This is a genomic window from Pseudoalteromonas sp. NGC95 (assembly GCF_015864705.1).
In the GTDB taxonomy this organism is placed as follows: Bacteria; Pseudomonadota; Gammaproteobacteria; order Enterobacterales; family Alteromonadaceae; genus Pseudoalteromonas; species Pseudoalteromonas arctica.
The window spans coordinates 56,323-80,926 of record NZ_JADYWR010000008.1; the positions used below are offsets into that span (position 1 = coordinate 56,323).

General features: G+C 39.9%; 24 protein-coding genes. 16 read left to right on the top strand and 8 right to left on the bottom strand.

Going from position 1 to position 24,604, the window contains the following annotated elements:
• Positions 1-97: 97 nt before the first annotated feature.
• The 4 genes from I6E70_RS09215 to I6E70_RS09230 are packed head-to-tail and all read right to left on the bottom strand — an operon-like array spanning position 98 to position 2,851.
• A complete protein-coding gene (locus tag I6E70_RS09215) occupies positions 98-520 on the bottom strand; it encodes a hypothetical protein (RefSeq protein ID WP_197188570.1) in 423 nt (140 codons plus the stop codon).
• 1 nt (position 521) lies between these two features.
• A complete protein-coding gene (locus tag I6E70_RS09220; RefSeq protein WP_197188571.1) occupies positions 522-1,709 on the bottom strand; it encodes a vWA domain-containing protein in 1,188 nt (395 codons plus the stop codon).
• A gap of 1 nt (position 1,710) precedes the next feature.
• Entirely contained in the window at positions 1,711-2,559 is an 849-nt protein-coding gene (locus I6E70_RS09225; protein ID WP_010554437.1) for an AAA family ATPase, read from the bottom strand.
• A 52-nt stretch (positions 2,560-2,611) separates the two neighbouring features.
• Positions 2,612-2,851, bottom strand: a complete 240-nt coding sequence (locus tag I6E70_RS09230; protein WP_010554438.1) for a DUF1653 domain-containing protein — start codon at positions 2,849-2,851, stop codon at positions 2,612-2,614.
• A 60-nt stretch (positions 2,852-2,911) separates the two neighbouring features.
• Here I6E70_RS09230 and I6E70_RS09235 point away from each other — a divergent pair, with 60 nt between their 5' ends.
• The 11 genes from I6E70_RS09235 (at position 2,912) to rpoS (ending at position 10,497) form a co-directional block, all read left to right on the top strand.
• Positions 2,912-3,391 carry a DUF2947 domain-containing protein gene (locus tag I6E70_RS09235; RefSeq protein ID WP_010554439.1) on the top strand — a complete coding sequence of 160 codons (480 nt, stop codon included), beginning with the start codon at positions 2,912-2,914 and terminating at the stop codon, positions 3,389-3,391.
• Positions 3,392-3,465: 74 nt separating this feature from the next.
• Complete coding sequence (locus I6E70_RS09240; RefSeq protein WP_197188572.1) at positions 3,466-4,101, top strand: hypothetical protein; 636 nt, start codon at positions 3,466-3,468, stop codon at positions 4,099-4,101.
• Between the two features lie 37 nt (positions 4,102-4,138).
• Positions 4,139-4,426 carry a cell division protein FtsB gene (gene ftsB, locus I6E70_RS09245; RefSeq protein ID WP_007584772.1) on the top strand — a complete coding sequence of 96 codons (288 nt, stop codon included), beginning with the start codon at positions 4,139-4,141 and terminating at the stop codon, positions 4,424-4,426.
• A complete protein-coding gene (gene ispD, locus I6E70_RS09250; RefSeq protein WP_197188573.1) occupies positions 4,416-5,117 on the top strand; it encodes a 2-C-methyl-D-erythritol 4-phosphate cytidylyltransferase in 702 nt (233 codons plus the stop codon). The genes ftsB and ispD overlap by 11 nt, the downstream gene beginning before the upstream one ends.
• Entirely contained in the window at positions 5,114-5,611 is a 498-nt protein-coding gene (gene ispF, locus I6E70_RS09255; protein WP_010554441.1) for a 2-C-methyl-D-erythritol 2,4-cyclodiphosphate synthase, read from the top strand. The genes ispD and ispF overlap by 4 nt, the downstream gene beginning before the upstream one ends.
• Positions 5,608-6,660: a tRNA pseudouridine(13) synthase TruD gene (truD, locus tag I6E70_RS09260; RefSeq protein ID WP_024591481.1), complete on the top strand. Its 1,053-nt coding sequence runs from the start codon at positions 5,608-5,610 to the stop codon at positions 6,658-6,660. Before ispF ends, truD begins: the two co-directional genes overlap by 4 nt.
• Positions 6,641-7,405, top strand: coding sequence for a 5'/3'-nucleotidase SurE (surE, locus tag I6E70_RS09265; RefSeq protein ID WP_007584778.1), 765 nt, complete (start codon positions 6,641-6,643; stop codon positions 7,403-7,405). Before truD ends, surE begins: the two co-directional genes overlap by 20 nt.
• A complete protein-coding gene (locus tag I6E70_RS09270; RefSeq protein ID WP_197188574.1) occupies positions 7,395-8,033 on the top strand; it encodes a protein-L-isoaspartate(D-aspartate) O-methyltransferase in 639 nt (212 codons plus the stop codon). Before surE ends, I6E70_RS09270 begins: the two co-directional genes overlap by 11 nt.
• 9 nt (positions 8,034-8,042) lie before the next feature.
• Positions 8,043-8,621, top strand: coding sequence for a YqaA family protein (locus I6E70_RS09275; RefSeq protein ID WP_007584782.1), 579 nt, complete (start codon positions 8,043-8,045; stop codon positions 8,619-8,621).
• Positions 8,622-8,662: 41 nt separating this feature from the next.
• On the top strand, positions 8,663-9,487 hold the full coding sequence (locus I6E70_RS09280) for a peptidoglycan DD-metalloendopeptidase family protein (protein ID WP_197188575.1): 825 nt from the start codon (positions 8,663-8,665) through the stop codon (positions 9,485-9,487).
• Positions 9,488-9,522: 35 nt separating this feature from the next.
• A complete protein-coding gene (rpoS, locus tag I6E70_RS09285; RefSeq protein WP_007584786.1) occupies positions 9,523-10,497 on the top strand; it encodes an RNA polymerase sigma factor RpoS in 975 nt (324 codons plus the stop codon).
• Positions 10,498-10,588: 91 nt separating this feature from the next.
• Here rpoS and mutS read toward each other — a convergent pair whose 3' ends face one another.
• Positions 10,589-13,174 carry a DNA mismatch repair protein MutS gene (mutS, locus tag I6E70_RS09290; protein ID WP_197188576.1) on the bottom strand — a complete coding sequence of 862 codons (2,586 nt, stop codon included), beginning with the start codon at positions 13,172-13,174 and terminating at the stop codon, positions 10,589-10,591.
• Positions 13,175-13,195: 21 nt separating this feature from the next.
• Between mutS and I6E70_RS09295 the strand changes: the two genes are divergently transcribed.
• Together I6E70_RS09295 and recA are read left to right on the top strand one after the other, a co-directional pair.
• Positions 13,196-13,684, top strand: a complete 489-nt coding sequence (locus I6E70_RS09295) for a CinA family protein (RefSeq protein WP_197188577.1) — start codon at positions 13,196-13,198, stop codon at positions 13,682-13,684.
• Between the two features lie 68 nt (positions 13,685-13,752).
• The gene (gene recA, locus I6E70_RS09300) at positions 13,753-14,796 is read left to right on the top strand and encodes a recombinase RecA (protein ID WP_007584792.1); all 1,044 of its coding nucleotides are present in this window, start codon (positions 13,753-13,755) and stop codon (positions 14,794-14,796) included.
• A gap of 564 nt (positions 14,797-15,360) precedes the next feature.
• Here the strand turns inward: recA and I6E70_RS09305 are convergent.
• Positions 15,361-17,469 carry a TonB-dependent siderophore receptor gene (locus tag I6E70_RS09305; RefSeq protein WP_197188578.1) on the bottom strand — a complete coding sequence of 703 codons (2,109 nt, stop codon included), beginning with the start codon at positions 17,467-17,469 and terminating at the stop codon, positions 15,361-15,363.
• A 269-nt stretch (positions 17,470-17,738) separates the two neighbouring features.
• Positions 17,739-18,905, bottom strand: coding sequence for a DcaP family trimeric outer membrane transporter (locus I6E70_RS09310; protein ID WP_010554447.1), 1,167 nt, complete (start codon positions 18,903-18,905; stop codon positions 17,739-17,741).
• A 440-nt stretch (positions 18,906-19,345) separates the two neighbouring features.
• Here I6E70_RS09310 and acs point away from each other — a divergent pair, with 440 nt between their 5' ends.
• The 3 genes from acs to I6E70_RS09325 all read left to right on the top strand — a co-directional run bounded on the left by acs (position 19,346) and on the right by I6E70_RS09325 (position 23,567).
• Positions 19,346-21,286, top strand: a complete 1,941-nt coding sequence (acs, locus tag I6E70_RS09315) for an acetate--CoA ligase (RefSeq protein WP_197188579.1) — start codon at positions 19,346-19,348, stop codon at positions 21,284-21,286.
• Positions 21,287-21,390: 104 nt separating this feature from the next.
• Positions 21,391-22,041, top strand: coding sequence for a response regulator transcription factor (locus I6E70_RS09320; RefSeq protein WP_007584799.1), 651 nt, complete (start codon positions 21,391-21,393; stop codon positions 22,039-22,041).
• 152 nt (positions 22,042-22,193) lie between these two features.
• Entirely contained in the window at positions 22,194-23,567 is a 1,374-nt protein-coding gene (locus tag I6E70_RS09325; RefSeq protein WP_197188580.1) for an amidohydrolase family protein, read from the top strand.
• A 137-nt stretch (positions 23,568-23,704) separates the two neighbouring features.
• On the opposite strand, the gene purU is transcribed toward I6E70_RS09325, so the two are convergent.
• Entirely contained in the window at positions 23,705-24,535 is an 831-nt protein-coding gene (purU, locus tag I6E70_RS09330) for a formyltetrahydrofolate deformylase (RefSeq protein WP_197174148.1), read from the bottom strand.
• Positions 24,536-24,604 lie beyond the last annotated feature (69 nt).

Consider the following 24,604-nt stretch of genomic DNA (forward strand, 5'->3'; position numbering starts at 1 on the left):
TACATGCGGTTGTTCATTAGCTTTTTTATAAAGCCAATTGATTGATAGTACAGCCAATGCTCAACGAGTTATGACTTTAGCTAATCTAGCCTAATTGTTACTCATTTGAGTAAACAATAATTTCATCAGAATTTGGTAATTTATAAAATCCAACATTTTTTGATTGCTTACCCATGAAATCAATAGCATATTTCATCTCTGCAATTGTTCTTACTGTAGAAAACTTATCTTTAAAACATGCTGAGAATTCGTATGTGAAAGATGTTGACTGATCATAACCTCCCAGCTCTAAAAGGTTATATTCAGTAAAAGGATCTGGTCCTAAAATTTGATGAGAGGTAATAAAAGGCACCCTAGAGTCTTGTGATTTCCAATCATTCAAGCATTTAGCTTCAACATTGCTTGCTAATAAATAAATGCTTTTATCCTTTTTAGAGTCACTTAGAGAGATAGTAATAAAAACCATATTTATAATAAGTGATGCAAACAAAACTAATTTTAATATATTCCTATTACTCATTTTAACTCAGCTCTTTTATCGCTCTACTTATCCCGTCTAAACTCAGCGCATACATGCGATTGTTCATTAGCTCTTTTATAAAACCAATTGATTGATAGTACGGCCAGTGTTCAACGGGTTGCGGGTTGAGCCAGGCGACTTTATCAAAGTGGTTTGTTATGCGTTGTAACCATGCACTGCCGGGCTCTTCGTTGTAATGCTCTACCGAGCCGCCGGGGTAGGCTATTTCGTAAGGGCCCATAGTGGCATCGCCAACAAATATTACTTTATAGTCGCTGGTGAACTTGTTTATGAGCGTCATGGTGTCAATCACGTTTGAATGGCGGCGCGCGTTGTCTTGCCAAACGTGTTCGTATAAACAGTTATGAAAGTAGTAAAACTCTAAATGTTTAAATTCGCTGTGGGCTGCGCTAAATAATTCTTCGCAGGTATGAATGTAGTCATCCATTGAGCCGCCAATATCAAACAGCATGAGTACTTTTACTGCATTGTGGCGTTCGGGCGCCATTTTTACATCAAGCATGCCGCCTTGTTTTGCAGTAGCGCGAATAGTCTCGTTTAAATCAAGCGTGTCGCTTGCGCCAGTGCGGGCAAACTTTCGTAACTTTTTAAGGGCGAGTTTAACTGTGCGCGAACTAATTTCTCTGTCGGTGTCGAGGTTTTTGTATTCTCGTTTATCCCACACTTTTACCGCTTGGCGGTTACGGTTGCCGTCTTGCCCAATACGCACGCCTTCTGGGTTATAGCCGTATGCACCAAAAGGTGATGTACCGCCAGTACCCACCCATTTATTGCCACCAGCGTGGCGTTTTTGTTGCTCTTCTAAACGCTCTTTTAGGGTTTTCATAAGCTCGTCGAGTCCGCCCATAGCTTTAAGTTGGGCTTTTTCTTCCTCGCTTAGGTTTTTTTCGAATTCTTTACGTAGCCAGTCTTCAGGTAAGTTGTGCTGTTGCTTTAAGCTCTCGAGCAAATCGAGGTCAGCAATACCACTAAAATAGTCGCTAAAGGCTTTGTCAAATCGGTCAAAGTGCGTTTCATCTTTTACCATTATGGTGCGTGCTAAATGGTAAAAGGCGTCTACGTCGGCAAATATAACGCCTTTTTTTAAGGCGTTTATTAAATCGAGTAGCTCGCGCAGGCTTACAGGCAAGCGGTATTCACGCAGTTTGAAGAAAAACGCAATCAACATATTAACGGCGGCTCATAAAGGCGAGTTTTTCGATTAGGCTTATGTCTTGCTCATTTTTAAGTAATGCGCCAAACATGGGCATTAATCCGCCTTTTTTAGCTTTGTCGTGCAGTGTTTTAGCGTCTATGTCTTCTGCCATAAGTAGTTTAAGCCAGTCGAGTAATTCGCTGGTGGATGGCTTCTTTTTAAGGCCGTTAGCTTCGCGCAGGTTAAAAAACACTTCGAGTGCTTGGCGTACTAAATCTTGCTTAACGTTAGGGTAGTGCACGTCAATAATTTGCTGCATTTCGTCGCTGCTAGGAAAATCAATGTAATGAAAAAAGCAGCGGCGTAAAAATGCGTCCGGTAATTCTTTTTCGTTATTTGATGTGATGATCACAATAGGGCGCTCTTTTGCGACAATGCGTTCATTAGTTTCGTAAACATGAAACTCCATTTTATCAAGCTCAAGTAGTAAGTCGTTTGGGAACTCTATGTCGGCTTTGTCTATTTCATCAATTAAAAGCACTGGGCGTTTGCCGTTAAGCTCTGCATATGTAAACGCTTGCCAAAGCTTACCTTTAACGATGTAGTTGCCAATATTGTGTACACGCTCGTCACCTAATTGGCTGTCGCGCAGGCGCGAAACCGCGTCGTACTCGTATAAGCCTTGCTGTGCTTTAGTAGTCGATTTTATGTGCCACTGAATAAGCGTGGTATCTAGGCTTTTAGCCAACTCCTCAGCCAGCATAGTTTTACCTGTGCCAGGTTCGCCTTTAATTAAAAGTGGTTTTTCGAGCATAATGGCAGCATTTACAGCTTGTTTAAGCGCGCTACTCGCTATGTAATTGTCAGTTGAATTAAATTGCACGGTGTACCCTTGTCTGGTCTGAGGAGTAAGTTATTTTGTTATAATGCCATAGTTAAACGGCAGGTCCAAGGTAGGCAAAACGCGGTATGACCTCACCTTCTTTTTCAACAGTTTCTAAAAACATACTAAGTGGGCGCGCCCACATACCAAATTCACCATATAGCGCTTGATAAATCACAAGCTGCTCCTCGGTTTCGCTATGGGTGGCAACATGAACAACTTTGTATTGCGGCCCTTTGTAGTGTTGGTATATGCCTGGTTTGAGTGAAAGTGGTTTTATTGCTGTAGTCATGTTTTGATCTCTTGTATAATTTGGCTTTGCACTTTTAATGTTAACTAATTTGCCAATACTATGAACTATATTTCGCTAGATGATTACAAAAAAGCATGGGTTTTTCGTCATAAAGACTTACCTGTATCAGATGAAGACGCAGTAAAAATAAAGCCTATGGGAGATGAGCGCGCAGCCGTACTTTGGACAACCATGGTAAGCCGTGAGTTTGATCACCCAGATTTTTTTGAAGACACCGATTGGTGTGGCCAAGAAAAAAGCTTTAGCCAAGAAGTAGATTGGCAAGATGCGTGGGAAAATGGGGATGCGCAACCTCCAGAAGCAATCTTAACGTTTTTAGATTGGGAAGCTAACACCACTGTTTATTTTTGTATGGCACGCGATAATATTATCGAAACAACATTTGATGTATTTAAACGCAATTGGCAAAACTTTATGTTTTTAGCTGATGGCAGTTTACTAATTGGTAAAAAGCGTAATACGGTTGTGCAATTTTTAGAATCAGGTAAAGCAAAATTAGGTGAAAAGCCAAGCGCTTAATTAGTGCGCTGCGCTTAAAAAATATTCAATACTGTGTTATAAAACATTTATCTGAATATTTTTGAGTACAGCTTTTGGTCGCTAAAAATCAGTCACTTGGTGCTCAGCAGCAAGTTGAAATTTGGCAAACTGATGCACAAAAAGTGTTGTATGCACAATTGTGCAATGCGTTTTATCAGCGTGAGGTTCAGCGATTAGTTGCAGAGCCTAATGCCGATAAACTGCGCCGTCAGTTAAAAAGCCTACCTTATTATATTGAGCGAGCTGCAACGTTAGTTGCCAATGGTGACACGCCTTTTACGCTGGACGCGCAAAATGGTACGTGGCTTGAAAAGCAAAAACCGACCCCACCCGATGTGAATGTTCAAGCTAATGAACTTTTTTATCAAACGTATGCCAAAGTGGGGCTTATAGTGCCCGTTATATTACATGGCTACGATCAGGTGCATCTTAGAATAGACAGTATCGATCAGTTAGGCGAAAATAAGCTGCATTGTAACGAGCTTGGTTGGTTTGATTTTTTAGGAAATGGGCTAGAACAGCAAAATGCTCAGTTAATAAAGCCAAGTAAAGTGAGTTTAACCGCTGCATGTTGCGGGCATCAGTGGCAATTTTCGAAGCGTTGTATGCCACGGGTTTTATCACTACGCGAAATGCTTTTAGCGGGTAGTATTAATTGGCGCAATTTAAAGCGCCCCTTAGCGTATTAAAGTTAAGGTATTTGGAATTTAAAATAAGGAGTGTTAAATGCGTATTTTTCAAGTTGGCTTACTGTGCTTAGCACTGTTTGTACAATACAGATTATGGTTTGGTCATAATGGTTTACAAGACTACACACGGCTAAAAGGTGCTGTAGCGTCGCATCAAGAAACCAACGAAAAGCTCATTAAACGTAATAAAGTACTTAAAGCAGATATTGAAGACTTAAAGCTTGGCCAAGAAGGCATTGAAGAGCGTGCACGCAACGAATTGGGAATGATTAAACCGGACGAAACATTTATTCGTGTTTTACCGGGCAAACAATATGACAAATAAACAGACTATTGCAGCAATTGTACCTGCTGCGGGCGTTGGCAGTAGAATGCAGCACAATGCGCCTAAGCAATATATACAATTAGCCGGTAAAACCATTTTAGAACACACCTTAGCTAAACTTTCTCAATTATCTCAATTACGCACTATTGTTGTTGCCCTTAGCGACAGCGACCCCTATTTTGACGAACTCCCAACACTTGATAAGCGCATTGTTCGCGCCAGTGGCGGTAAAGAGCGTGCAGATTCAGTACTTAATAGCTTGCTTTTTTTAGCGCCTAACCCGCCTACATGGGTGTTGGTGCACGATGCTGCGCGTCCGCTAGTTAATATTAGTGATATAGAACGTTTAATTGATGAATGTATACGCGCTGATGAAGGCGGTATTTTAGCTAGCAAAGTAAAAGACACCATAAAGCGCGGCCACACTCATGCCCTACAAACTGTGTCACGAGACGATTTATGGCAAGCACTTACCCCCCAATTTTTTAAATATGACGAGCTTAAAAATGCACTTCAAGGCGCATTAGCAAGTGGGGCAACTATTACAGACGAAGCAAGTGCAATTGAATGGACGGGTAAGCCAGTAAAGCTTGTAGCAGGTCGCAGCGATAATATTAAAATAACCACGCCAGAGGATTTAGACTTGGCTGGGTTTTTATTACATAAACAACAAAACGAGAGTGCATTATGATACGAATTGGCCATGGTTTTGACGTACATAAATTTGGCGGCGAAGGCCCGTTAACTATTTGTGGTGAAAAAATTGATTATCCACAAGGCTTTTTAGCGCACTCAGATGGCGATGTTGCTATTCATGCATTATGTGATGCTATTTTAGGCTCGCTTGCAATGGGTGATATTGGTAAGCACTTTCCAGATACGGCTAGCGAGTATGAAAATATCGACAGCCGTATTTTACTTCGCCATGTGGTGAGCTTAGCTAAAGAGCAAGGTTATGTAATTGGCAATGGCGATGTGACTATTGTTGCACAAGCGCCAAAAATGCTGCCACACATTCAAGCTATGCGTGCTAATTTAGCCAGCGATTTAAATTGTGACCTTAGCCAAATTAACGTTAAAGCCACTACTACCGAAAAGCTAGGCTTTGAAGGGCGCAGGGAAGGCATTTCTAGCCATGCGGTGGTTATTATGAGTAAAGAGCTTGCGAGTACAAAAAACGCATGAGCGATTTAAATTATTTATACGGTGCACCGCTTTCTAAAGCTGATTTTAAAACCACTGCTGAAGACTTTATGGTTGATGAAGACCTAGGTATAGAATTTACCGGCAGTGGCGAACACGTGTGTTTACAGGTGGTTAAAAAAGGCGAAAATACGCAATACGTTGCAAAGCTAATTGCACAACGTGCGGGTGTTTCACCGCGAGACGTAAGTTACGCCGGCATGAAAGATCGCCACGGAGTGTGCTCACAGTGGTTTAGTGTAAAAGTACCGATTAAAAAGCCTATCGATTTTAGCGATTTAAATAGCGAGAGTATTTTTATTGTGTCGCAACAGCGCCACGACCGTAAATTACGTACGGGTTGCCACAAAGGTAATAGATTTACTATTACGCTTCGTAATGTAACCAAGCCCCTTGATATTTTATGCCGTATTAATGCAGTACGCGCAGGTGTGCCTAATTACTTTGGTGAACAACGCTTTGGGCATGGCGGTCATAACTTAGTAATGGCTGAAAAAATGTTTGCTGGGGAGCGCATTCGCGATAAAAAACTGCGCGGCATTATTATTTCAGCAGCGCGTTCTCATGTGTTTAATCAAATAGTAAATTTACGTGTTAAAGAGCATGGTTTAGCTAAAACAATGCACCGTGAAGTATTTATGCTCAGCGGCAGTAATGCATTTTTTGAAGATGCAATTAACGACGAAAACATAGAACGATTAGCCACTGGCGATATTATGATGTCGGCACCTATGGTGGGGAAAAGCGAAAAAGGTTTGACCGAACAAGAAAAAATATGGCTTGAACCTTTCCAAACATGGTGCGATGGCTTAGGTGAGCTAGGCCTTAAAAATGAGCGCAGAATGCTGCGTTTAATTCCGCAAAACTTAACGGTTGAGACCATAGATGAAACCAGTTTAAAACTGAGTTTTGGTTTGCCAAAAGGGTGTTTTGCAACTGCATTATTACGTGAGCTGGTGGATTATAAAGATGCTAGCCCTCGAGAGCGTAAAGAAAAGGATAATGACATAAATGAAGATACTGTTAAGTAACGATGATGGCGTAAATGCTAAAGGCATTGCGGTTTTATATCAGGCGCTTATACAAATTGCAGATGTAACCCTTGTTGCACCTGATCGCAACTGTAGTGGCGCAAGTAATTCTTTAACATTAATGAACCCGCTACGAGCGACTACACTCGAAAATGGTTTTATGTCGGTTAATGGCACACCTACTGATTGTGTGCATTTAGGTGTAAATCAGTTAGCTGATGAAAAACCAGACCTTGTTGTTGCAGGTATTAACCATGGTGCTAATTTAGGCGATGACACGCTTTATTCCGGTACTGTTGCCGCTGCAACTGAAGGTCGCCATTTGGGGCTGCCTGCAATTGCAGTATCGCTTTGCTCACATAAGGGCGAGCATTTTGAAACAGCCGCTGCTGTTACCGTAAATATTATTAAAGGTTTGGCTTCGCATCCGCTTCCAAAAGATCAAATAATAAATATAAATGTGCCAGATATTCCATTAAGTGAATTAAAAGGGGTGCAAGTAACACGTTTAGGTGCTCGTCATAAAGCAGAAACCATGACCAAACAAACCGATCCTTGGGGTCGAGATATTTATTGGTATGGGTCGCTGGGCATAGAAAGTGATGCAGGTGAGGGTACCGACTTTTATGCAATCAATAACGGTTATGCTTCAGTTACGCCATTAAGTGTTGATATGACAGCCAAAGACAGCCTAAAAGCAGTAGGAGACTGGTTAGCCGATTTGGAGATTAATCGTGCTCGCTAATTATACCCGCAGTGCAAAAGCGCTATCTGACTTACTAAAGCGCGAAGGCGTTGAAGATACACAAGTACTGAGTGCTATAGCTGATATTCCGCGACATATATTCGTAGACGATGTGCTAAAACACAAAGCTTATGAAAATACGGCGCTACCTATTGGGCAAGGGCAAACTATTTCCCAGCCTTATATAGTAGCGCGCATGACAGAGCTACTTCGCTTAGCTGGTGTACGCAATAAAGTGCTGGAAATTGGTACTGGCTCTGGATATCAAACTGCAATATTAGCCAAAACGTTTACAAAAGTTTATTCGGTAGAGCGTATTAAAACGCTTCAGTGGCAGGCAAAGCGTCGATTGCAACAACTCGATTTATATAATGTAACCATGAAGCATGGTGATGGTTGGCAAGGCTGGCAATCACAAGCACCTTTTGATGGTATTATAGTGACTGCTGCGGCTTCTAAAGTTCCGCAAGACTTACTTGCTCAGTTAGTCGATGGAGGCGTGTTATTAGCGCCCATTGGTGAGAGCGATCAAAAATTAGTAATGGTTATTCGCGAAGGCGATAATTATAAAGAGCATGTTATTGCTCCCGTTAGATTTGTGCCGTTAGTACCTGGCGATATTGAATAGGAATTCATTTTGAAGTTGTTTACCAAGTTATACGATATGGCCCTAGTGTGGGCAAAGCACCGCCATGCGGAACGTTATTTAGCTGCAATGAGCTTTGCAGAGTCAGTTTTTTTTCCGATACCACCCGATGTAATGCTTGCACCTATGTCGCTTGCACAGCCCAAAAAAGCGTGGCGTTTTGCAAGCTTTGCCACAATAGCATCGGTTGTTGGTGGAGTAGTTGGTTACTTGCTTGGGTTTTGGCTATTTGAACCCGTTGTTGAGCCATTGATTGCACAAATGCACTGGCAAGAAAAGTTTGATATCGCATTAAATTGGTTTAAAGATTACGGTGTTTGGGTTGTGTTTTTAGCTGGTTTTTCGCCTATACCATATAAAGTATTTACCATTGGCGCAGGTGTTTTACAAATGGCATTTTTGCCATTTTTACTCGCATCAGCGATTGGACGTGGTGCGCGATTCTTTTTAGTTTCAGCCTTAATGAAGTGGGGCGGGGCTAAAATGGAAGCAAAATTACGTCAATATATTGAAATACTTGGTTGGGGATTAGTGGTATTAATTGCGCTAGCGTACTTTTTATTGCGTTAAGCGTTAAAAATATCAATTGTCTAATTTGGGAGAAAAATACAATGAATAAACAGTTTTTACTGTATGTAACTATATTTGTTGGTGTTTTTCTTTCTGGTTGCTCTTCTCGCCATATTCCAGCGCCTGTTAGCAGCCTAAATAATAATGTTAATGATTTAGGTCACACCATTAACATAAATGGCGATATTTATAAGGTGCAAAAAGGTGATACGCTCTATTCGATAGCCTTTAGCGCCGGTAAAGATTTTAGATTACTTGCAAAAAACAATTCAATTCCATCACCTTACACAATTTTCCCTGGGCAAAACATCTCCTTAATCCCCAAGCCCGAAAAAACAAAAAGGGATGAAAAATATACGAATTCGAGTAAAAAGTCTACAAAAAACACACAAAAAAATAACATAATATTAAAGAAAGAGCTTGATCCTCCAAAACAACGAGAGTATGTTCAGAAACAAGCCAGTAACAAAGTTAGTAATGCTAAACGTTTGTCGAGCAGTAAAGTTAATTGGTTTTGGCCTGCAAAGGGCAAAATTACAAAACGCTTTTCTAATAAGGAAAACGGTTATAAAGGTTTACAGATTACTAATCGTAAAGGGGCTTCAGTCTTAGCTGCGGCACAAGGAACAGTGGTATACGCGGGTAACGCTCTACGAGGTTATGGTAGTTTAATCATATTGAAACATAATGATGATTACCTAAGTGCTTATGCACATAACTCGAAATTACTTGTTAAAGAAAAGCAGAAGGTTAAGGCAGGACAAAAAATAGCAGAAATTGGTAATTCAGAATCTCCGGTCACCGCGCTTCGTTTTGAAATTCGCTACCGAGGGCAAGCTGTCAATCCTGCTAAATACCTACCCTAATTTTCAGGTATTGATAATTGCTCGGGAGAAGGCTTATGGCTAGCGCAGCAAAACTTGACAAACACACTACGACTGACGAAAAATTCGATGACATCGCTGCTGATGAAAGCACAACTTTACTAGATAAAGTAGAAGACGATGAAATCTTTGCAAAAGAAGAAGTAACTAAAAACCTTGATGCAACCCAACTTTATTTAGGCGAAATTGGTTTTTCTCCTTTGCTTAGCGCAGAAGAAGAAGTGTTTTTTTCTCGCAAATCACTTCGAGGTTGTGAAGCCTCACGCAAACGTATGATTGAAAGTAACTTACGTTTAGTTGTTAAAATAGCACGCCGTTACAATAACCGTGGCCTTGCTCTACTCGATTTAATTGAAGAAGGTAACTTAGGCTTAATTCGCGCTGTTGAAAAATTTGACCCTGAACGTGGCTTTAGATTTTCTACTTACGCTACATGGTGGATACGTCAAACAATTGAACGTGCCATTATGAATCAAACTCGCACCATTCGCTTACCTATCCATGTAGTTAAAGAGCTTAATGTTTACTTACGTACAGCACGTGAATTAACTCAAAAGCTTGACCATGAGCCAACAGCTGACGAAATTGCAGCTTGCCTAGACAGACCCGTTGAAGACGTAACTAAAATGCTACGTTTAAACGAGAGAATAGCATCGGTTGATATGCCGATTGGTGGTGAAAACGACAGTGTACTGCTTGATATCATCCCAGATGAAAAAAGTGCAGGCCCTGAAGGCGAAGTACAAAATAATGATATTAATAAACATATTGTAGATTGGTTAGGTGAATTAAACCCTAAACAACGCGAAGTGTTAGCTCGTCGATTTGGATTACTTGGCTACGAGCCATCTACACTTGAAGATGTAGGTCGTGAAATAGGCTTAACACGTGAGCGTGTAAGACAAATTCAGGTAGAAGCATTACGTCGTTTGAAAGACATTTTGCAACAAGAAGGTTTAAGTACAGATAGCTTGTTTAATCAGTTTTCGTAACGGGTTAAATAGTTTAAGAGACTATGTGTGTTAAAAAGCCGAAGAATTTATTCTTCGGCTTTTTTTATGCTTGTAAATTAGATGATATAAATTACAACAATGCTTTTAGTTTATATAATAAATCGTGCGCTTGGCGTGGCGATAAATTATCAGGGTCAATTGCGCTTAATTGTTCTTCTACTTCTGAAGGTGTATTTTGAGCAACTTCATTATTAAAAGTAAAGGCTTGTTGCTCAGTATTTGGTGCAGTAACGCTTTGATGATTTTCAAGTAACTTAAGTTTTTGCTTTGCTTGTGCAATAACAGCTTTTGGCACACCCGCAAGAGCAGCTACCTGTAAGCCAAAGCTCTTGCTTGCTGCGCCATCAAGTACTGTATGCATAAAGGCGATTGTATCGTTATGCTCTATTGCATCAAGGTGCACGTTTACCAGGCCTGTTGTTTGTTCAGCAAGTTCTGTTAACTCAAAGTAGTGCGTAGCAAATAATGTTTTAGCTGATATTTTTGACGCTAAATGATCGGCTGTTGCATACGCAAGCGAGAGCCCATCGTAGGTACTTGTACCGCGACCAATTTCATCCATTAACACTAAAGACTGCGCCGTGGCATTATTTAAAATAGTCGCTGTTTCGGTCATTTCTACCATGAAGGTTGAGCGACCTGATGCTAAATCATCGCTAGCACCAATACGTGTAAATATGCGGTCAATATTACCTATTTTAGCGCTGTCTGCAGGTACATAACTGCCAATGTGAGCCATTAGTACAATAAGTGCTGTTTGGCGCATATAGGTTGATTTACCGCCCATGTTTGGACCCGTAATAATCAACATTTTACGTTGGCTGTTTAATTCAACAGGGTTAGCAATAAACGGTTCTTTCATTACTTGTTCAACAACAGGGTGACGACCTTGCTTAATGCTTATATTGTCGTTATCGCACAGTTCTGGTTTTGCATAATTGAGTGCAAATGCACGTTCGGCCAAGTTATTTAACACGTCTAAATCGGCCAGTGCTGCTGCCATCATTTGCAGCTGTTCAATATGTGGAGCGATAAATCTGAACAGCTCTTCGTATAGTTGCTTTTCAAGCGCTAAGGCTTTTGATTGGCTACCAAGTACCTTATCTTCGTGCTCTTTAAGCTCAGGAATAATATAGCGTTCGTTATTTTTGAGCGTTTGGCGACGAATGTAGTCGGCTGGCACTAAGTGGGCATTGGCGCGGCTTACTTCAATAAAAAAGCCATGTACGCGGTTATAACCAATTTTAAGCGTACTAATACCCGTGCGTTCGCGTTCACGTAACTCTAGTTGATCAAGTACATCGGTTGCACCTTTACTTAAGTTACGCCACTCATCTAGTTCGCTGTTGTAACCAGGGGCAATAACGCCACCGTCACGAATAAGTACCGGTGGGTTTTCTATCACTGCACGTTCTAATAACTCTTGTAAATCAGGGAGCTCAGGCGAGTGCTTGATAATACCTGTAATACGAGGATCGTTAGCATCACCTAACAAAGTATGCAGTGGCGCAAGTGCTTGTAATGCGCTGCGAAGGCGAGTTAAATCGCGCGGGCGAGCTGTGCATAAAGCTAGGCGTGCAATAACACGCTCTACATCACCAATCTCTTTTAATGATTCGTGTAATTCGCCGCACAGTTGTACATCTAAAATAGCGCTAATTGCATTTAAGCGAGAATTTAGCTCGTCTTTATTACGTACAGGTGTATGAATACGGCGCTTAAGTAAACGAGAGCCCATAGGTGTTGCTGTTTTATCAAGTACCTGGGCAAGTGTATTTTCAAACCCACCTGATAAATTAACGGTAAGTTCTAAGTTTTTACGAGTAGCGGCATCTAAAATAACAGCGTGTTCGTTGTGCTCAAGTGTAATTGCACGAATATGTGGCAGTGCAATACGTTGTGTATCTTTTACGTATTGCATTAAACAACCGGCAGCAACAAGCGCGCTGTGGGCTTTATCAACACCAAAACCAACTAAATCTTTAGTACCAAACTGATCGCATAATAAGTGCTCGGCCGTATCTAAGTCGAACTCCCACTCTGGGCGGCGGCGGGCACCTTTTATATGCTCAATTAAATGAAAGTTTTCAAAGCTTTCGCTATACAGAAGTTCTGCCGGAGCTAAGCGCTGAATAGTTGAGCTAAAGGCTTCGTCGGTGTTAACCTCTACAACGTTAAAGCGACCAGAGTTAATATCAAGGTACGCGATACCGTACAGACCTTTTTTACTTTGCCAAACGCTGGTAAGGAGGTTGTCTTGTCGTTCTTGTAAAAGCGCTTCGTCAGAAATTGTACCAGGTGTAACTATACGAACAACTTTACGATCGACAGGACCTTTACTAGTTGCAGGGTCACCAACTTGCTCACAAATAGCCACTGATTCACCCATTTGGACTAAGCGTGCTAGGTAGTTTTCTACTGCATGATAAGGCACGCCCGCCATAGGGATAGGATCGCCACCGGCTTTACCGCGATGTGTTTGCGAAATATCGAGTAATTGAGCGGCGCGTTTAGCGTCATCAAAAAAGAGTTCGTAAAAATCGCCCATACGATAAAACAATAAAATATCGCGATGCTCTGATTTTATTTTTAGATACTGCTGCATCATAGGGGTTTGTTGTTTTATAGTGTGTGGTGCATAAAGATCAAACGACATGTATTTACCCAAAGGCTGAATATGGAATTACATCAAGAGATTAAAACACTTGCTGCGCAATTAGGCGCTATTTTAACGGATAAATGCTTATGGATCACTAGTGCTGAGTCATGTACTGGTGGCGGAGTGAGTTATGCCCTTACAGATACGCCCGGAAGCTCGACTTATATTGACCGTGCATTTGTGACTTACAGCAACCAAGCAAAGCAAGATTTGCTAAATGTAAGTGCAAGCACATTAGCAAAGTACGGTGCTGTGAGCGAAGAAACAGTGCGTGAAATGGCATTAGGTGCTATTAAAGCAACAAATGCAAATATATCTATAGCTGTATCGGGTATTGCAGGACCTGGCGGGGCAACTGATGGCAAACCTGTGGGGCTTGTGTGGTTTGGCATACAAATTAATGACAAAGTACTGACCTTTAAACAAGTATTCTCTGGCGATAGGGCTCAAGTTAGACTGCAAGCTATTGTATTTGCATTGAAAAGTGTAATAGATGAGATAAAATAAAAAAATTAGCTTGATACTGTGATTTCATACAGTATACTTGATTCCATTAGCTGGATTTGGAGAATAAAATGAACGATAACAAACAAAAAGCGTTGGACGCAGCACTATCACAAATTGAACGTCAATTTGGTAAAGGCTCAATTATGAAATTGGGTGATAACAAAGCGTTAAACATTGAATCTGTATCTACAGGCTCATTAGGTATTGATATTGCTTTAGGCATAGGTGGTTTACCTATGGGACGTATTGTTGAAGTATACGGACCTGAGTCATCTGGTAAAACAACGCTTACTTTACAAGTTATCGCAGAAGCACAAAAAGAAGGCAAAACATGTGCCTTTATTGATGCTGAGCATGCTCTAGATCCAGTTTATGCACAAAAGCTTGGTGTTAACATTGATGAGCTTTTTGTATCGCAACCAGATACCGGTGAGCAAGCATTAGAAATTTGTGACATGTTAGTGCGCTCAAGCGCGGTAGACGTTGTTATTATTGACTCGGTTGCTGCACTTACACCAAAAGCTGAAATTGAAGGCGACATGGGCGACTCGCACATGGGCTTACAAGCACGTTTAATGTCACAAGCATTACGTAAGCTTACTGGTAACATTAAACGCTCTAACACGTTATGTATTTTCATTAACCAAATCCGTATGAAAATTGGTGTTATGTTTGGTAACCCAGAAACAACAACAGGTGGTAATGCACTTAAGTTTTACGCATCTGTTCGTATTGATATTCGTCGTATTGGTTCTGTTAAAGAAGGCGATGAAGTTGTTGGTAACGAAACACGCGTTAAAATTGTTAAAAACAAAGTTGCGCCGCCGTTTAAACAAGCTGAATTTATCATCATGTATGGTGAAGGTATTTCTAAGCAAGGCGAGTTAATTGACTTAGGTGTTAAGCACAAAATTGTTGAAAAAGCAGGTGCTTGGTATAGCTACTGTGGCAACAAAGTTGGCCAAGGTAAATCTAACTCAATTAAGTTTTTGAAAGAAAACCCAGAAATTGCAGATGAGATTGAAGGCAAGTTACGCGAAATGCTTTTACTAAAAGCAACTATTGAACCAGAAGATGGTGAAGATAAGTTAGGCGATGACGCTGACCTTTAACAGCATCAAAATGAGTTTTTAAGCTTGATTTGACCCGAGCTTTAAAAAGCGTTAATCAGTAATGATTAGCGTTTTTTTTGTTATTAAAAACTTAAAGCGGATAAAAATATACGGTTACATAGCGCATGAGTAGGCACTGCATTAGTAATTACTATACTAAATGAAGAGCAGAGCGATCATACGCTATACGTTTTAATCAGATAAAAGCATTCTTTAGGGCGTGTTGATCTTTGTGGATTAAAATTTGTTCAATCTAGGGGCGGTTAAATCGCGGCGTGAGATTTGTAACCTAGTGGACTAAGTAAAAATCGAGCAAAGCTTCCGCGTCCTGCTCACGCCCCTTACCTACATCCATGTAGGCAACAAAGAGTTAATCGTCCCTAGAAAGAACCCAAAGGGCAGCGCATATTTGGTATTTATGCTGCGTTATTGCCTATTTATGGGGAGTAACCACACTATATAGGCTCTGCCTTGCCTAAAAACCAAACATGCTGCTGCAAATTCAACCACCAAAGATAAGCACGCCCTAATAGTTAAAGAATGCGACCTAATTAAAATAGAACTTTAAAAGCGATAAGTTAAGCTAACTTTTCCGCTAATAGGAGAGCCATAAAAACCGACATTAGCTAAGCTAGTAATATGTTTTTCATCTGTGATGTTATCAATGTTAGCTTGAATTGATAAGTCTTCGCTAGCATCCCATCGAGCAAATGCGTTCATAAGTAAATAAGAATCCTGCTTAACATTGCTGGCTATATTTTCTGTTTTTGATTGCCATTTACCGGCTAAACCAAACTGAAACTCAGGTAGTTGAGGCAGCGTATAATCTAATGAAAAATTAACAACATTTTCAGGTTCCCATTCATGAGAACTGTCGCCTGCGTCATCATTTATATCTAAGTATGTATATGCAAATACAGCATTTAGATCATCAGTTATGTGTCCGGTTAATTCTAATTCAAAGCCTTGGGTATCTTGATCAGCTCCTTTATAGTAAGTAAATCCAGATGCGTTTAGCCCTGCATAAGTTGCAATATTATCTTGTTTTGCACTAAATACGGCAAAGGTTGCAAGTAGTTGATCATCAAACCATTGAGTTTTCACTCCAACTTCGTAATTAACACCTTTACTTGGATCTAAAAAGTTACCATCGTAATCGTACTGCTCTTGTGGCTGATAAATATCGGAATAGCTTACATATACATTAACATCATCATTAATTGCATACGTTGTTGCAAGGTAAGGGCTTACCTCACTTTCATCATTATCTATATCAACGCCTTGGCTAAAGCCTGTACGCTCATAATCGATAGCGTTAAAGCCCGCAATAACAAATAAGTCACTTGTTAGGTTTAATTTAGTAGAACCAAAAAAACGCTTCAAAGTAACATCAATATCAGCATACTTAGTCCGTTCACCCCAAATAGGTTCAGCAATCGCATCTAATGCGTATGGAAAAGCAGGCGCTAAACCATAAGCTTCAGTTGTTGCTTCATCGTAAGAGTTAGTAAAAGAGTAAGATGTACTTTGTGAAATACTACCACCAAGCATTAACTCATGCTCTTGACCAAACAAGCTGTACTCACCTTTAGCTGTTATATCAAATAAATCAGCTGAGAATTCTGTATCATATCGTCCAGGAATACTGACTAAGCCTAAATTAGTTTCACTATCAAACATTCCATAAGCGTCATAAAGGTAAAGTAATTTACTTTGATCTTCTGAGTCTTGGTAGTTGTAAGTTGTTTTAATTTCCCAGTTATTATCGAATACATAAGTATATTCAATAAAAGCTGTGGTATTGAGAGTATCCCATTTAGTCCACTCTTGGGTTGTACTTGTACTTACATCCCACTGCGCTTGTGTACCATCGGCATATGAAAGTGGTAATCCTCCCCACATGGTTCCATCTGTATTCGCATCTTGATGTGAAGCACCAAATGAAAGTGTTGAATTACCAGTAAGTTGTCCATCAACTACAGCAGAGAAGTAAGTACGATCGTTTTCTAAACCATCAAGGTATGAATCAGAGCTTTCTGCAGCCCCAACAACACGTGCAGCCCAGCTACCAGAATCTGTTAATAAAAATGAATAATCAGCTTGTAAGCGCTTTAAACCATAAGTACCTACAGAAATACCTACTTCACCTTCATTCTCATTTGTTGGGCGTTTTCGAACATAATTAATAGTACCAGCTGCATTACCAACGCCTGTTAATTGCCCATTAGCACCACGAATAACTTCTATTTTTTCATAACCGTAGCTTTCCATAGCACCAGTAACGAGGCCCCAGTTATTAGGTAGACCAACACCATCAACTTGAGTGCTTTTAATATCAAAACCACGAGACGTGTATCGTGTGCGGTTAGTTTCACCTTGTTCTACAGTAATACCCGTAGCCATTTTCAATGCGTCATTAATACTATTTGCTGCAAAGTTTTGAAGTTGCTCTGCGCCAATTACACTAATAGATTGTGGTGTTTCGTTAAGCTCCATAGTTAAACCGGTAGCACCTTGGCTAACTCGATCTTGGCGTACACCTACTATTAATATTTCTTCCATTTGTTCATTGTTATTTTCAACTGTGTTCTTAGTTGGTGTTTCTTGCGCTTGAGCTGAAAAACCCATAGCTAAAACTAATGAAGAAAGTGCAAAAGTGCGATTGAGTTTCATGTTTTCCCTTAATTAATATTTAATATTATTTGAGTTTATTTAAATAATTGGGACATTCTACTATTTAGAATTAACAAACTCAAACAAAAACTATTATCATTTGTAAACGCGTTTACGCTGTTTTAGGGAAAATTACTTAGTCTGTAAATAATATTCTGATTAGGATAAGCGATATGACTTATAAAAATATGGTTGTTTTTTTTAACTTAAATTGAATTATAAAAAAAGCGGCCTAGGCCGCTTTTTTAAAGTAGTTAGCTTTTTAGTTATTAAAAAGAGTATTTAACAGAGAATTGTAAACGATCTAAATCGCCATCTACGCCACTTTCAGTTTCACGCTCAGCATGTTTTAGCTCAGCTCCAAATGTTAGACGTTTAACAGGGGAATATAAAATGTTAGCGCTATAGCTTTGGCTTGATTCAGTTGGATCACCAGAAATAGCTAATAAATCAGTGTTGTTATCAGCAGAGAAGAAAGAGTATAAGAACGTTGAACGCCATTGGCTTGTCCACTTGTGCTGGTAAGCAACAAAACCAGAAGTCGAATCAATGGCATCTAGTTCATCGCCATTAAGTACTGCGCCGTGAGCAACGTTTAAGCCTACGTAACGGCCTAAGCCTTTACCTTGAGTAAGCATAAATTTAAGGTTGTCTTCACCAAGGTTTATTTTACCCGACGCACTAATACCAAAAGATGTTTCATCTGCATCAACACTGCCTACTTTATAAGTTAGTTGGCGAGCAAGCGCTGCAACAACAATGTTACCCCAATCAGCTTTGTGTGTGTAACGAGCTGTAAAGTCAGGCAATGATGCATCATCAGTTACTACCATACCGCTAGTAGTAGAAATTGTACTTTCTGGGTTTTCTAATGAGAAAGACCATGCGCCAGTGGTATATTTAATTTGCGATTGGCGAACAAATATAGTGCCTTCAGCTGGGCCTACAAAATCAAGCGTTTCAGCAAGGGCACCCACGTTTTGAAAGTTAGACCATGTTTGACCAAATAACCAACCGTCGTATGTCACAAACGCATGGCGAATACGTGGAGCATAAGAGTTTGATACACGTTCATTGCCGCCAGCAGCTGAGGCTAAAAAATCAATCTCAATTTTAGTGTTAACGGTCTTACCGTTATCCATAACAGTGGCTGTGCCAAAGTTAAAGCGTGACTCGCGAGCATGCATATCAAACACAGCATCTGAGCTGTTATCGTCGCCAACTGTTAGCGTACTTGGTACGTAAAAGTCACGACCTACGTTTGAACCTGCAGGCGCACCCGCTGAATAATCACTCCACATAGAGTCGAGTTTAATGTATCCACCGTAAGTAAATTCGGTATCACCAATTTTTGCAGCAGTTGCCGCGTATGCAGTACTTGATAGTGCACATAGTACAGCGCTTGCTGCCAATGTTTTTAATGGGGTAAATTTCATTGTGGTGTCCTTTAAAGGCTACTTGTTATTTATTACTTTTTTTTCATAGATATTTGTATTACTTGCTACGAGTATTACTTACGAATAAAAAGGGTTGTTAATTTGGCTTTCAATTCACTTTCTATTTTCATTCGTTAAATAAAGCATTTTAGTAAGTACAACAAAATATCTTTATTAGAGTACGACAACACTGTTGAATATGTGCAATATTTACTCAATTACCTATTGGTCTATAAGACTAAGGTTTGAGAGCAGATTAGTTTGTATTTACTTACATTTAACGCGTTGTATTATTTATGTAAAAAAATTGAAAGCAGAAGGATTATAAACTACAAATGAGGAAATTGAAGGGGTGTACAACTAAGGTCTAATACTTAATGTAGCACTGCTGAGTAATCCTTGATAAAAGCTTAAGGCAAGTAATTTAAATGGAGACTAAGATGTCACAAAGTATCTATCCAGTTCCTGCGCATATTAAAGATGCGACTCTTGTAGATAAAAATAAATATAATACGCTTTACAAGCAATCTATTGATGACCCAGAAAGTTTTTGGCGTGAGCATGGCAAACGTCTTGATTGGTCTACCCCTTATACAAAAGTTAAAAACACATCATTCGACAAAGGCCATATAAATATTAAATGGTATGAGGATGGCTACCTTAATGCTTCGTACAATTGTATCGATCGTCACTTAAAAACCAAAGCAGACAAAACTGCGCTTATTTGGGAAGGTGACAGCCCATCTCAAAGTGAGAATATCACTTATCAACAATTGCATGATGAAGTAGCCAAGTTTGCCAATGGTTTAAAAAAGCTAGGTGTTCAAAAAGGTGATCGTGTAGCGATTTATATGCCTATGACGCCTCAAGCTGTTTATGCAATGCAGGCTTGTGCACGTATTGGTGCTATTCATTCGGTTGTATTTGGTGGCTTTTCACCTTCTGCGATTGCAGATCGTATTCGAGATTCGGGTGCCAAAATTGTTATTACTTCAGATGAAGGGCGCAGAGCAGGTAATTGTGTTCCATTAAAAGCAAATGTAGATGAAGCGGTAGCGCAAGAAACTGTAACCTCAATTGAGCATGTTATTGTGCACCAATTAACCGGCGGTGAAGTTGATTGGAATGAGCACGATATATGGTGGCATGACCTAGTTGCTGATTTACCAGCAAAGTGTGAACCAGAGCCAATGAACGCTGAAGATCCATTGTTTATTTTATATACATCAGGTTCAACAGGTCAGCCGAAGGGTGTTGTGCATACTACTGGTGGCTACTTAGTTTACTCATCAATGACACATGAATACGTATTTGATTTAAAAGAAGACGATGTGTATTGGTGTAGTGCCGATGTAGGTTGGATCACAGGCCACAGTTATATTGCATACGGGCCATTAGTAAACGGTTGTACACAAGTATTATTTGAAGGTGTACCAACTTATCCAACTGCAGGACGTATGGGCGAAATTGTTGATAAACACGGTGTAACTATTTTATATACTGCGCCTACAGCAATTCGTGCGCTAATGGCGAAAGGTGATGAGCCAACAGCTTCGTCACATCGCGATAGTTTACGTATTTTAGGCTCGGTTGGTGAGCCAATAAATCCAGAAGCATGGACGTGGTATTACGAGAGTATTGGTAAATCTAATTGTCCGATTGTTGATACGTGGTGGCAAACAGAAACCGGTGGCATAATGATTACGCCTCTACCGGGTGCAACTGATACAAAGCCTGGCTCTGCGACCCATCCATTTTTTGGTATTGCGCCAGCATTATTTGATGCTGAGGGGAATAACCTTGAAGGTGCTGTGGACGGTAATTTAGTTATTTTAGATAGCTGGCCATCACAAGCGCGAACTGTTTACAACGACCATGAACGTTTTGAACAAACTTATTTTAGCGCCTACCCAGGTGTCTACTTTACAGGTGATGGTTGTCGTCGTGATGAAGACGGTTATTACTGGATCACAGGACGTGTGGACGATGTACTTAACGTATCAGGCCATCGCTTAGGTACTGCCGAAATTGAAAGTGCGTTAGTTGCACACGAAGCAGTAGCAGAAGCTGCAGTAGTGGGTTACCCGCATGATATTAAAGGCCAAGGTATTTATGTTTATATTACACCTAACGAAGGTGTAACAGTAAGCGATGAGTTAACCAAAGAGGTACGTAACTGGGTTCGTAAAGAGCTTAGCCCAATAGCATCGCCAGATATGATTCAATGGTCTCCAGGTTTACCTAAAACGCGCTCAGGTAAGATTATGCGTCGTATTTTACGTAAAATCGCTGCAAATGAGCACCAACAACTCGGTGATACGTCAACGCTTGCAGATCCATCTGTAGTCGATGAACTAATCGAGAACAGATTAAATCGTTAAATGTGCGTTAAAAACTTGATTACAAGTTGATTCTAAACGTAGTATATCGGCTGTCAGTAAGGGTTTTATACCTAACTGGCAGCCGAATTTATTAGGAGTGAACCATGAGTCAGTTTTTAATAGCGGACGACCATCCGTTATTTCGTGAAGCACTAAAGGGCGCACTGAGCGCAAAATTTGAAGGTTTAGAGGTTTTTGAATCATCCGATTTTGACAGCACACTGCAAGTGTTAAGCGAGCAAGAGGATCTTGATATATTACTGCTAGACCTTCACATGCCAGGTAATGGTGATTTATATGGTCTTATTCGTATTAGAGAAGAATACCCAAGCTTACCTATTGCCGTTGTTTCGGGTAGTGAAGACGCTAATATAGTTTCTAAAGTAATGGGTTACGGCGCTATGGGTTTTATTCCTAAATCGTCATCGTCTGATGATATTGCCAGTGCAATTAACCAAATACTTGAAGGCGATACATGGCTACCAAAAGAGTTAAAAAACAAAGTAGCTGAAATTGAAGGTGAAGACCGAGAAATAGCAGCGCAAGTTGCCTCATTAACACCTCAACAATACCGAGTGCTGCAATATCTGCACGAAGGTTTACTTAATAAGCAAATTGCTTATGAACTGCACATATCAGAAGCAACAGTAAAAGCACACATTACAGCCATATTTAGAAAACTCGGCGTGTACAATCGTACCCAAGCCGTTTTAATTGCCGCTAAATTAAAACTCGAGCCAATAGAGCAGGCATAATTTTTATACAAAAAGAGGCTAAGCCTCTTTTTTTGTCGTTTCATCCTTTTCTTTTCATTTTTATTCGACTAGCTTTTTTTTTGCATGTACTGTAAATAAATAGAGCAATAAGTAATCAAAAAGCAATCAAAAAAATACTTAAAGGGATTATTATGTCTAAAATTAGATTGGGTTATCTATTTTTAATTGCCAGTTTCGTTTCTTTTTCTACCTTAGCAGAGAAAACCGCTTTAGTTGGGGGGCGGTTAATTGATGGTTTTGGTAATCAACCAATCGCAAATAGTGTGATATTGATTGAAAATGGAATCATTCAACAGGTAGGAACTATTGAAAGCTTAGATGTGCCAAGCAGCTTTAAAATAATTTCAACTGAGGGAATGGATGTACTGCCAGGGCTTTGGGAAAATCATGCTCACTTAATGTTAAATGGTCATTCAGATTATGTACATTGGGATAAAACCTATCTAAATCGATTGTCAGATGAAATTATGCCAGCAAGTGCACTGCAATTATTACTCGCAGGTGTTACAAGTGCTCGGGATTTAGGCGCACCACTGGCAGATACCGTTAGCATAAAAAACAGAATAAATAATGGTGATATTCCAGGCCCAAACTTATATGTATCAGGGCCATTTTTACAGCATGAAGCATATTCAGGGGCTAAAGCATTTCGATGGGGTATAAATGGTGTTAGTGATGCAAAAAGAAAAGTTAATAAATTAGCAGACGCTGGAATGGATATAGTTAAGCTAATAGATCAAGATAAAATGACGCTTAAAGAGGCACAAGCGATCGTTGAGCAAGCACATAAGCGAGGCTTGAAAGTTGTAGCTCATTCACATAGGCCTGATGAAATAAGACGAGGGCTTGAAATCGGAGTTGATAACTTTGAGCACACAGGGTTAACTACTGCACCTGAGTACCCTGAAGATATTGTTAATATGCTGAAAGAGCGTACGGCCACAGGTAGAGTTGCCGGTGGTCCATTATTTTGGACTCCAACAGTTGAAGGTTTATGGAATTATCAGCAAACGGTTGCTAACCCGGAAAAGCTAGATAGTAAATGCTGGCAACGAGGTCTAAAATCAGACACGATAAGTGATATCCAGAACTCCCTTAAAAATGTTGGACAACTAGAATATATGCAATTAACCCCATTAAGAAAGCCAACATTAAAACGAAAAATTGCTCAATTAAAAGATGCTGGAGTTGTTTTTTTGATTGGAACAGACAGCGGTATTCCGACAAAGTTTCATTGTCAAAGTACTTGGAATGAAATGGCAGTTTGGGTTGAGCAAATGGATATAAGTGCTATGGATACAATTCGCGCAGCCACATACTGGCCTGCAGTAATGATGGGAGTTAGCAAGAAAACGGGTACAGTCTCTGTTGGTAAAACCGCTGATATCATTGCAGTAAAAGGTGATGTTTTGCGCTATATAAATTTATTGCAAAATGTTGACTTTGTTATGAAAAGTGGAATTATTTATAAAGAACAAGGTTTACCTGTAGAAACGAATTTATAAGCAGGCTCAGTGTCTAAATGAAAGTGATTGAATGCAGTTTTCGATTATTATAATTTAGATATAAGCTCAAACTGTAGTAAGTCTACTCAGGTTAGACATAAAACAGTTAGGGCTTATTTTCGAAGAAGGATATTAGGTTAACTAAACACTACAGTTTTATTACCATTAATAAATAGCTTATGCTCTGATGCAAGTTGGAGCGCTTTACAAAACACTGTTTTCTCTACATCTTTACCCATTTTAGCCATCATTTCGGCGGTATTAGCATGTGTAACGCTTGTTACATCCTGCAAAATAATAGGGCCTTCATCAAGCTCATTATTCACAAAGTGAGCGGTAGCACCAATAATTTTTACGCCGCGCTCAAATGCTTGATGATAAGGTTTAGCACCAATAAATGCGGGTAAAAATGAATGATGAATATTAATTATTTTGCCTTCGAAGCGACCCACAAATTCAGGGCTTAAAATACGCATGTATTTGGCAAGACCAATAATATCAGGGTGGTAGCTGGCAATTAAATCACCTACTTTTTGATCGTGCTCGCTACGAGTTAGTCCTTCGTGCGATACAACATGAAAGGGCACATCAAACCCTTTTGCTAAAGGCTCTAAATCAGCGTAGTTAGCAATAACTGCTAATACTTCAATATTAAGAGTTTGTTCAAATTGCTTTAGCAACATACCACCTAAACAATGGGCTTCTTTAGTTGCAAGTAAAACTACTTTAGTTTTTGCACCGCAATGTAGGGCAAGTTTAGCGCCTTGTGGCAACAGTGCGCGTAGTTGATCTAAAAAGTCGCTTTGTGGCTCGCCTGTAAGCTCTGTGCGCATAAAAAATCGCTGTGCGTCTTTATCTACAAACTCGTTGTTACGCGTAATATTTAAATTATTTTTATGACAAAGCCCTGTGATTTTAGCTATTAAGCCTACGTCGTCAGCACATTGGGTGGTTAGTATATAGCTCATTGTCCTCATTCTTACCCTGTGATTAATACTTCATTATTTGTGTTTTGGCACATAAAGCAAGGGCTTTGT

Excerpts from the sequence above, each read along its gene's own strand:
- I6E70_RS09215 (WP_197188570.1), bottom strand. The coding sequence starts at position 520 with ATGAGTAATAGGAATATATTAAAATTAGTTTTGTTTGCATCACTTATT.
- I6E70_RS09220 (WP_197188571.1), bottom strand. The coding sequence starts at position 1,709 with ATGTTGATTGCGTTTTTCTTCAAACTGCGTGAATACCGCTTGCCTGTA.
- I6E70_RS09230 (WP_010554438.1), bottom strand. The coding sequence starts at position 2,851 with ATGACTACAGCAATAAAACCACTTTCACTCAAACCAGGCATATACCAA.
- I6E70_RS09235 (WP_010554439.1), top strand. The coding sequence starts at position 2,912 with ATGAACTATATTTCGCTAGATGATTACAAAAAAGCATGGGTTTTTCGT.
- ftsB (WP_007584772.1), top strand. The coding sequence starts at position 4,139 with ATGCGTATTTTTCAAGTTGGCTTACTGTGCTTAGCACTGTTTGTACAA.
- ispD (WP_197188573.1), top strand. The coding sequence starts at position 4,416 with ATGACAAATAAACAGACTATTGCAGCAATTGTACCTGCTGCGGGCGTT.
- ispF (WP_010554441.1), top strand. The coding sequence starts at position 5,114 with ATGATACGAATTGGCCATGGTTTTGACGTACATAAATTTGGCGGCGAA.
- truD (WP_024591481.1), top strand. The coding sequence starts at position 5,608 with ATGAGCGATTTAAATTATTTATACGGTGCACCGCTTTCTAAAGCTGAT.
- surE (WP_007584778.1), top strand. The coding sequence starts at position 6,641 with ATGAAGATACTGTTAAGTAACGATGATGGCGTAAATGCTAAAGGCATT.
- I6E70_RS09280 (WP_197188575.1), top strand. The coding sequence starts at position 8,663 with ATGAATAAACAGTTTTTACTGTATGTAACTATATTTGTTGGTGTTTTT.
- rpoS (WP_007584786.1), top strand. The coding sequence starts at position 9,523 with ATGGCTAGCGCAGCAAAACTTGACAAACACACTACGACTGACGAAAAA.
- mutS (WP_197188576.1), bottom strand. The coding sequence starts at position 13,174 with ATGTCGTTTGATCTTTATGCACCACACACTATAAAACAACAAACCCCT.
- I6E70_RS09295 (WP_197188577.1), top strand. The coding sequence starts at position 13,196 with ATGGAATTACATCAAGAGATTAAAACACTTGCTGCGCAATTAGGCGCT.
- recA (WP_007584792.1), top strand. The coding sequence starts at position 13,753 with ATGAACGATAACAAACAAAAAGCGTTGGACGCAGCACTATCACAAATT.
- I6E70_RS09305 (WP_197188578.1), bottom strand. The coding sequence starts at position 17,469 with ATGAAACTCAATCGCACTTTTGCACTTTCTTCATTAGTTTTAGCTATG.
- I6E70_RS09310 (WP_010554447.1), bottom strand. The coding sequence starts at position 18,905 with ATGAAATTTACCCCATTAAAAACATTGGCAGCAAGCGCTGTACTATGT.
- acs (WP_197188579.1), top strand. The coding sequence starts at position 19,346 with ATGTCACAAAGTATCTATCCAGTTCCTGCGCATATTAAAGATGCGACT.
- I6E70_RS09320 (WP_007584799.1), top strand. The coding sequence starts at position 21,391 with ATGAGTCAGTTTTTAATAGCGGACGACCATCCGTTATTTCGTGAAGCA.
- I6E70_RS09325 (WP_197188580.1), top strand. The coding sequence starts at position 22,194 with ATGTCTAAAATTAGATTGGGTTATCTATTTTTAATTGCCAGTTTCGTT.
- purU (WP_197174148.1), bottom strand. The coding sequence starts at position 24,535 with ATGAGCTATATACTAACCACCCAATGTGCTGACGACGTAGGCTTAATA.